8 protein-coding genes and 3 tRNA genes are annotated in these 8,256 nt (G+C 39.8%); 9 read left to right on the plus strand and 2 right to left on the minus strand.

All coding sequences use genetic code 11. The features are described from left to right. Positions 1-238 precede the first annotated feature (238 nt). The 9 genes from N2257_09715 to N2257_09755 all read left to right on the plus strand — a co-directional run bounded on the left by N2257_09715 (position 239) and on the right by N2257_09755 (position 5,330). On the plus strand, positions 239-1,267 hold the full coding sequence (locus N2257_09715) for a hypothetical protein (GenBank protein ID MCX7794661.1): 1,029 nt from the start codon (positions 239-241) through the stop codon (positions 1,265-1,267). A 58-nt stretch (positions 1,268-1,325) separates the two neighbouring features. Next, complete coding sequence (gene rpmE / locus N2257_09720; GenBank protein ID MCX7794662.1) at positions 1,326-1,544, plus strand: 50S ribosomal protein L31; 219 nt, start codon at positions 1,326-1,328, stop codon at positions 1,542-1,544. A gap of 66 nt (positions 1,545-1,610) precedes the next feature. Next, on the plus strand, positions 1,611-2,618 hold the full coding sequence (locus N2257_09725; GenBank protein MCX7794663.1) for a DUF1385 domain-containing protein: 1,008 nt from the start codon (positions 1,611-1,613) through the stop codon (positions 2,616-2,618). A gap of 15 nt (positions 2,619-2,633) precedes the next feature. Further along, positions 2,634-3,698 carry a peptide chain release factor 1 gene (gene prfA / locus N2257_09730; GenBank protein ID MCX7794664.1) on the plus strand — a complete coding sequence of 355 codons (1,065 nt, stop codon included), beginning with the start codon at positions 2,634-2,636 and terminating at the stop codon, positions 3,696-3,698. Beyond that, on the plus strand, positions 3,695-4,573 hold the full coding sequence (prmC, locus tag N2257_09735) for a peptide chain release factor N(5)-glutamine methyltransferase (protein MCX7794665.1): 879 nt from the start codon (positions 3,695-3,697) through the stop codon (positions 4,571-4,573). The genes prfA and prmC overlap by 4 nt, the downstream gene beginning before the upstream one ends. Continuing rightward, entirely contained in the window at positions 4,548-5,048 is a 501-nt protein-coding gene (purE, locus tag N2257_09740) for a 5-(carboxyamino)imidazole ribonucleotide mutase (GenBank protein ID MCX7794666.1), read from the plus strand. The genes prmC and purE overlap by 26 nt, the downstream gene beginning before the upstream one ends. Before the next feature lie 31 nt (positions 5,049-5,079). Continuing rightward, positions 5,080-5,154: transfer RNA gene (locus tag N2257_09745), tRNA-Pro, on the plus strand. 4 nt (positions 5,155-5,158) lie between these two features. Next, positions 5,159-5,235 (plus strand) — tRNA-Arg (locus N2257_09750). Between the two features lie 19 nt (positions 5,236-5,254). After that, positions 5,255-5,330 (plus strand) — tRNA-His (locus N2257_09755). Between the two features lie 11 nt (positions 5,331-5,341). On the opposite strand, the gene N2257_09760 is transcribed toward N2257_09755, so the two are convergent. Together N2257_09760 and N2257_09765 are read right to left on the minus strand one after the other, a co-directional pair. Further along, positions 5,342-6,082 (minus strand): radical SAM protein, encoded by a 741-nt coding sequence (locus N2257_09760; protein ID MCX7794667.1) that lies wholly within the window; start codon positions 6,080-6,082, stop codon positions 5,342-5,344. Positions 6,083-6,387: 305 nt separating this feature from the next. Beyond that, positions 6,388-8,052 (minus strand): transglutaminase domain-containing protein, encoded by a 1,665-nt coding sequence (locus N2257_09765; GenBank protein MCX7794668.1) that lies wholly within the window; start codon positions 8,050-8,052, stop codon positions 6,388-6,390. Positions 8,053-8,256 lie beyond the last annotated feature (204 nt).

The raw sequence follows: 8,256 nt of genomic DNA on the forward strand, positions 1-8,256 counted from the left end.
TTAAAACTCCTTTGATATTCCCTCCATAAATCTGTTAAACTTAGGTCAGTGAGTTCTACTTCCATGGGTGTGTCCTCCTTTCTTTAAAAATTCATTGTTAGTTATGAGGGATACGCCCTTTTTTAAAATATCAATTTAAGCAGAAGATTTTACATTACCGTATTCCTGCCAATTTTCTTCAGCTTTAGAGCAGAATAACTTGCTTTTAAAGACCTGCCCAGTTTAGCTATAATGAAAAATGGAACAACTCTTAAATACGGTGAAATTAAACTGCAACATCTCAGATGCTAAGTACTGGGGTCATTTTTCTGTATGCGGTCTTCTCATGAGAATGAGGGAGCTTTACAGGTCTGAAACAGGACTTAAACCATGGGACCCGATCCCTAAGGAAAGTATTATGCAATGGATAGCTGAAAAGGAATCTCTCTGGAAAAGTTTGGAAAATAGAGAATTTGAAACCCTTATTATAGAAGATTTCCTTTTCAGTCCCTTTGATATACCTGAGATAAATCTTCATTTAAATAATAGAGGTTATGTTTACGGTGCCGGTTACGGACTTTATATGAAGCCCACATTTTTCATAGCAGACATGGTAGAAAGAAGGGAAATCAGTGATTACACTGTATACATCTGCGGAAAGGAACATGTCAGAGACCTTTTCTCCTCAGCTGCCATGCTTCAGGGAGGGTGTATATTCATAAGGCTTGAGCCACTCAAGACACTTCTATGGGAAAAATTTCTCAATCTTCGCACAAAGGAAGCTCCTGACATAAAAAGGGTCTTTCAGAGATACGGAATAGATCCTGACAGCCATCCTGACGAGGAATTTGAAAAAAGGCTCAATGAACTTGCAGCACGATACTCCGAGATGCTCCTTTATCATGAAATTGCAGAATCAGTAGAAGATGTCCCTGAATGGACAGAACTCCTTCTTTCAATAAAAGAAAGAAGGATTGAACTTATTCTGAGGGCACTGAAGGACCATCTTGCTGATAGCTCGGATTACGGTCCTATTAAAAGGGCAATAGAAAGAGGGGAGAGTGAGCTTCTGAATTTATACATTGATTTTATGGAAGGTTACAGACTTGTTATATATCCACAGTTCATAGATTCTGTGAAAAGTGGGGATCCTGAAAAGATTGAAACCCTGAGGCAGGAGACTTATAGAAGATTCCTCTCATTAAGAGACAGGATAATAGAGCTTTACAGAGATAAAAACATCGAAGAGATCAGAACTCTTTTAAAAAAAGAACTGACAGGACTTTAAAAATCCTGTTCAAACTGTTAAAATAAAAAATAAATTAAAAATTAATCAGGAGGTTAAGGTGAAAGAAGGAATTCATCCAGAGTATAAAGAATCAAAGGTAATATGTGCCTGTGGAGAGACCTTTATGACAAGGTCAACTAAACCAGTATTAAGGGTTGATGTCTGTTCAAAATGCCATCCTTTCTACACAGGCAAAGAAAAGATTGTTGATGTAGAAGGAAGGGTGGAAAAATTCAAAAAGAAATACGCAAAGAAGGAAAGCAAAGCAGAAAAATAATAGTAAGGATAGAGCTTGTTGTCTACAAAGACCCTTTAAGGGTCTTTGTAATTTTTGAATAAAAAAATGTTCAAAAAAACAATTATATTTCTTAATACCTGGCTTTTAGCTGCTGATTCAGAAAAACGCATTCAGGTCGGAGGTCAGGCTGTTATTGAGGGTGTCATGATGAAGGCACCTGAGGGCTGGAGTGTTGCTGTGAGGGATACTGAAGGAAAGATCAGGACAAAAAAGGAGGGACTTAAAAAAGTAAAACCCTTCTTTAGACTTCCGTTCATCAGGGGACCGGTCATTCTCTTTAGTACACTCAGGCTTGGCTTGAAGGCGCTTGAGTTCTCAGCAAATATTGTAGCAGAATCTTCCAGTGAAAAAAAATCTGGAGAAAATTCATACAAAGAGAGCCAAGGTGAAAAAAAGGAAAATTCTTTAAGCGGGTTTTCAATGGCCATAACTATACTATCTGCTTTTTTAATAGCCCTGGGACTTTTCCTTCTTTTACCTGTTTATCTGACAAAACTCACAGGACATCTATTTAAACCTGTTGATGAGAATCACCTTCTCTTCAATCTTGTAGATGGTGTCATAAGAATAATAATTTTTCTTCTTTATATACTTCTTGTAGGACTCTGGAAGGATATGAGAAGAATCTTTGAATATCATGGAGCAGAACATAAGGTAATCCATGCCTATGAAAAGGGTATACCACTTGAGATAGATGAGATAAAAAAATTCAGTCCCTGTCATCCCAGATGTGGCACAAGTTTTCTTATGATAGTAATGCTTATAAGTATACTGGTCTTTTCCTTCATACCTGAGGATTACAGTCTTTTTGAAAAATTTATATCAAGGCTTATTCTCATCCCTTTTATTGCAGGGCTTTCTTATGAGGTGTTGAAGCTTTCAGCAAGGTATGGCAATAATATTTTTATAAAGAGCATGGTTATACCAGGTCTTTTTCTTCAGAAACTTACAGCCAGAGAACCAGACAACAGCCAGATAGAAGTTGCCCTTGTGGCCCTTGAGGAAGCTCTTTCTTTCAGCAACTCTCTTGCCATTAATTCTAAAAAATTTTAAATCACTTTTAAATAAATGTTAGACAAACTTCTTACTATAGAGGAAAAATACGAGGAGCTTACCAGGCTTCTGGCAGATCCCTCTGTTCTTTCTGATCCCCAGAGGTACCAGAAGTATTCTAAGGAACAGGCAGAACTTCAGCCCTTGATTGAAAAGATAAGAGAATACAAAAGGGTTATCAAGGAAATTGAAGAGGCTGAGGATATTCTTAGAGGCGGTGATGGAGACCTGAGGGAACTTGCACAGACTGAGCTTTCTCAACTAAAGGAAAAGAAACCCGTTCTTGAAAAGGAGTTGAAACTTCTTCTTCTACCAAAAGACCCCAGGGATGAAAAGAATGTAATCCTTGAGATAAGAGCAGGTACAGGTGGTGAGGAGGCTGCTCTTTTTGCAGCTGACTTATTCAGGATGTATTCCAGATATGCAGAATCAAAGAGATGGAAGGTGGAGATAATAGATATTAATTCTACAGGCCTTGGTGGAATTAAGGAGGTTATCGCAGTAATTCAGGGTAAGGGTGCCTTCAGCAGGCTTAAATATGAAAGCGGAGTCCACAGGGTTCAGAGGATACCTGTTACCGAGGCAGGCGGAAGAATTCATACATCCACAGCCACCGTTGCCATTCTTCCAGAGGCAGAGGAGGTTGACATAAAAATAGATGAAAGAGATCTCAGAATAGATACCTTCTGTTCCTCCGGTCCGGGAGGACAGAGTGTCAATACTGCCTATTCTGCTGTGAGGATAGTTCACATACCAACAGGCATAATTGTCCAGTGCCAGGATGAAAGATCCCAGTTAAAAAACAAAGAAAAGGCAATGAAGGTTTTAAGAGCAAAACTTCTTGAGATGGAGAGGCAGAAGCAGGAAGAAGAAAGAGCAAAGGAGAGAAGACAGCAGGTCGGCACAGCAGAACGCTCAGAGAGAATAAGGACATATAATTTTCCACAGAACAGGGTAACAGATCACAGGATAGGCCTCACACTTTATAAATTGCAGGATGTACTTGATGGGAATCTTGATGAGATAATTGATAGCCTTATCACCCATTACCAGACAGAAGCACTTAAAGAGCTTCAATGAATAGCCTTAAGTGGCTGAGGGAAGCAAGGGAAAGGCTCAGGTCTTCAGGCATAAGATTCCCTGAAAAAGAGGCAGAGGAGATTCTTTCCTTTATCGGAATCAATCCTGTCTTGCTTTACAGGGATAATCCAGAGTTAAAAGAAGATGAACTCAAAAAATTACAGGAGATTCTTACCAGGAGATTAAAAAGAGAACCACTTCAATACATTCTCGGTTATGCTGAATTTCTTGACCTTAGACTAAAAACTAAAAAAGGGATTCTTATCCCAAGACCTGAGACCGAGCTTGTTGCTCTGGAAGCAATAAAGGAGGCTGAAAGGTTAAGTGAAGAAAATATTTTTATCCTTGATCTGTGTACAGGTAGTGGTTGTATAGCTATTTCTGTAGCAAAAAGAATCAAAAACTCAACTGTTTATGCCATAGATATATCAGAAAAGGCAATTGAACTGGCAAAGGAAAATGCATCACTAAACAGTGTTGAAAATATATATTTTTTAAAGGGTAACCTCTTTGAACCCATCAAAGATATTGGCATTTTTTTTCATATAATTACTTCCAATCCTCCATATGTAAAGAGTGAAGATATTTCCAGTCTTGAGCCTGAAGTGAAGGACTGGGAACCTATTGAAGCACTTGATGGTGGAGAAGATGGTCTGGACTATTATAGAAAGATATTAGAGAAAGCACCTCAATATCTTAGACCCGGTGGGTGGTTAATCTTAGAGCTTGGCACAGGGCTTTACAAAGATGTTCTATCTCTGGCAAAATTATATAAGTTTCACAATATCTCAGCACTGAAAGATCTTTCAGGGATTGAACGAGTTTTGAAATGTCAGCGAGGAGGTTTTTATGAAGATTCTTATTCTTACAGGTAGTGAGTCTGATCTTGTACTTGCAAAAGAAAGTATAAAGGTACTTGAAGAATTTGGTATCCCCTACAGGATTGAGGTTGCCTCAGCTCACAGGTCTCCTGAACGGGTTATAAGAATTATTAAAGAGGCTGAAAAGGATGGAGCAGAGGTAATAATTGCAATGGCGGGAATGGCAGCCCATCTTCCAGGTGTTGTTGCAGCTCATACAATACTGCCTGTAATAGGAGTGCCTGTGAATTCATCTCCATTAAATGGAATAGATGCCTTGCTCAGCATTGCCCAGATGCCAGGAGGTATACCGGTGGCAACAGTTGCTATAGGGAAGGCTGGTGCAAAGAATGCTGCAATACTTGCAGCTGAAATTCTTGCTCTAAAGGACCAGAAGCTCCAGAAGAAAATAAAGGCTTTCAGAGAAAAGATGGCTGAGGATATTGAAAAAATAGATGCTTCATCTTTGATAAAGGCAGAGACTAAATAAATTCAATTCCAAATACTCTGACATCTTTATCCGGGGCGTAGCGCAGCCCGGTTAGCGCACCTGCCTTGGGAGCAGGGGGTCGGTGGTTCAAATCCACTCGCCCCGATAGTGCGCCTGTAGCTCAGTAGGATAGAGCAACTGCCTTCTAAGCAGTGGGTCGGGGGTTCGAATCCCTCCAGGCGCGCCAGATGTTATAATAAATTGTGGCGAGCGTAGCTCAAGGGTCAGAGCACTGGACTGTGGCTCCAGGGGTTACGGGTTCGAATCCCGCCGCTCGCCCCATAATTTAATCCCTAATCACTCACAATAAGGCACTCTATACCCCTTTTCTCAAATTCTTTTTTCAGTTTCTTTATCATACAAATAAAAAATCTATCTTCCTTTGCCCAGAGAAGTTTATATTTTCTATATACCCAGTCTGCATAGTGATAATTAAGCCTGTCAAGGATTATGTAGTCAACCTTTCCATAAAGAAGATCAACAAGACCCTCAGCTCCAGGAAGTATTGGAGCGATCATTGCAAAGGTTTTGATGCCTCCTGAATGGAGTATCCTTAGTGCTTCTATTCTTTTATCTACAGGCGGTGCATGAGGTTCAAAGATCCTTCTTATTCTCTCATCAGCAGTTGTGATTGTAAAACCAACCTCTATATTATCTGACCTTACCAGTACATCCCTGTCCCTTAATACAAGAGGAGATTTTGTCTGGATTGTAACAGGCCAGTTATTATCAATGAGTATTTCAAGGCATCTTCTTGTTAATCTGTATTTCCTTTCAACAGGCTGATAGGGATCGCATACTCCGCTTATCCATACCCTGCCCTTTTTCTTAATCTCTGAGCTAAGGAGTTCAGGAGCATTTATCTTTACATCAACAAAGTCACCCCATCTCTCAGAATGGCCAGTGAACCTCCTCATAAACATGGCATAACAGTAACGGCATTCGTGCTGACAGCCTACATAGGGATTTAAACTGTAATCATAGACAAGAGATCTTGTGAGGATGGTTCTGGCCTTTATTTCTCTGATTATCATTTTTACATTTTAAAACATTTTTTGATTTGAATTCCTTTATCAGGAATTGAGCTTTGTGAGACATTAAACTAAAGGCAGACTAAGAAGAGGCTTTAGACATGTAAAATTCATTGAATTAACACATTGAGTTAAAAATAGAAAAGAAGATGAAGCAGGGTGGAGGAGATTAGGAGGTCGAAAATTACATTATGATTTTAAGAAATTCGAAATTTCTGCGGGCATGCTATCAAACGCTCGAGTAAAGATTGAGCATACAAGATAAATCTAACAAAATGATGTTTCTATTCTGGACAGGTTAGTTTAACCTATCTTCTTGCCTTTATCTTGAAGACAAAGTCAAAATTCCGGATATCCTCCCATCTGTATCCCCTGAGTGTTGACCTTGTATCATCAAGAGCACCGTAAGGATTACCAGGTATATAAAACCAGTTCATTATTACCTCACCGGAATGCCTTAGTATAATCCAGTATCTACCTTTAGTAAGTTTAATCTTTTCAGGAAAGGTGAAATCTATCCAGTAGTAACCAGGCCTTCTGGGTATGTTCTCAAGAAAGAGGGGATGTGACCTTACGCCGGTCATACCAGGTCTTCCTTGCTCATCATTTACCAGGTCTATGTAAACTGTACCGTCACCTCCGAATTTCCTCATTGCGAGACTAATCTTTTCTATCTCTAAGGTCTCAGGTATTGTGAATGCCTGAGCATAAACATATCTTGATGTAACATACTCAGCAGTCTCTTTATCAAGGATCTTCATGCCTCTGTCGCCGCTTACCTGATAGAGGTCCACAATTGCTGGAAATTCCATATTACCGAACTCAAAGATATTACCCTCTGGAAGGGATGGTATTTCTGGTTCTTTCTGAGGTCCTATGTCTGGCGATTCCCTTCTTGCCATAAATCTGTTACTCAGAAGATAGGCTCTGGGCTCCCTCTCTGGTACTCCAGCTGGTTTAAGGTTTATACTGTCAGAGATAAATCTCGCATCAATAAACTCATTGTATTCTGGCAGATAGGGTGCTGCTCTCCAGGAGTCATTTATATAATCAGAGTCAGGACCGTGAGTCTGCTTTATATGTCTTGATGAGGTAAATTGCTTGGACTGCTGAGGATCATAGCTTAGCCAACCAAGGTCGGGAAAATAGACCTCTATCCAGGCATGTCCGCCCTGACCTATACTCTGTACGAGATAGTTATTTTCATCAAGAGGAACCTTCCATGACTCTTTTAGTGTGATACCTCCTGCAATCCTTGCAGGGATGCCAGCTGCCCTTAAGAGGGCAATATTAAGATGGGCAAGATTCTGGCAATTGCCTCTTCCTCTCCTGAGTGTCCAGAGCGCATCATACTGCTCAGGATTATAGGTATATTTAACATTGTCAACCACATAATTGAGTATTGCGCTTACAGCTTCATACTGAGTGGAAGCACCAGAAGTTAACTCTCTTGCAAGTCTGATAATCTCTGGTGAATCGGACTGGACAAGTTTTGTAGGCTTGAGAAAGACCTTTTCTTGCTCTGGAATATTCTTTAAAGGGAATAGAGAATTAGAGCCCTCAGGCCTGAGCTCAGAGGAAATCTCTACCTCAAAATCTATCTTCACGCTCACAGAACTCCTGAGCCCGTACCATGTAGCAAGCCTGAATCTGTTTCCAAAGGGATCTATCTCTTCCTTAATCTCAGAAGGCTCTGGTGAAAATCTTATTTTCATATTGCTCACCTTCTGACTCACCAGTCTGTTTGAAAAACTTACCGGAAGACTGAACCGGAAACTCAGTTTACTGAGGGGCTCAACAACGCTAAAACCAATCTGTTGACTGACCTTTATTCTGCTCTTAAGACTTCCGTCAAGCACAATGGTCTTTGAAAAGGATTGTTTGGCATTAAATGTTAATAAAAGAATAAAACAGAAAAGAATCCCTATCAGGTTTTTATTAAAGCAAGCCTTTTTGTATATCTTTGATGTCATAAAAATTGTAATTCTTAACATAGATTCTTAAGGCCGCACTCTCTGAAGGCATTCTCTCATATAAATGTAATACTGAAGCCATTAAAACTTTTTAAGACCGCTGCTTTTGCAATTTCATCCTTAAAGCAGTCCTGCTCTAGTAATTCCCGTTCCTTTTGATTGGAGATGAAAGCGGTTTCAATGATAACTCCGGGAATTTTAGAG

This window comes from Thermodesulfovibrionales bacterium (genome assembly GCA_026417875.1).
Lineage (GTDB): Bacteria > Nitrospirota > Thermodesulfovibrionia > Thermodesulfovibrionales > CALJEL01 > CALJEL01.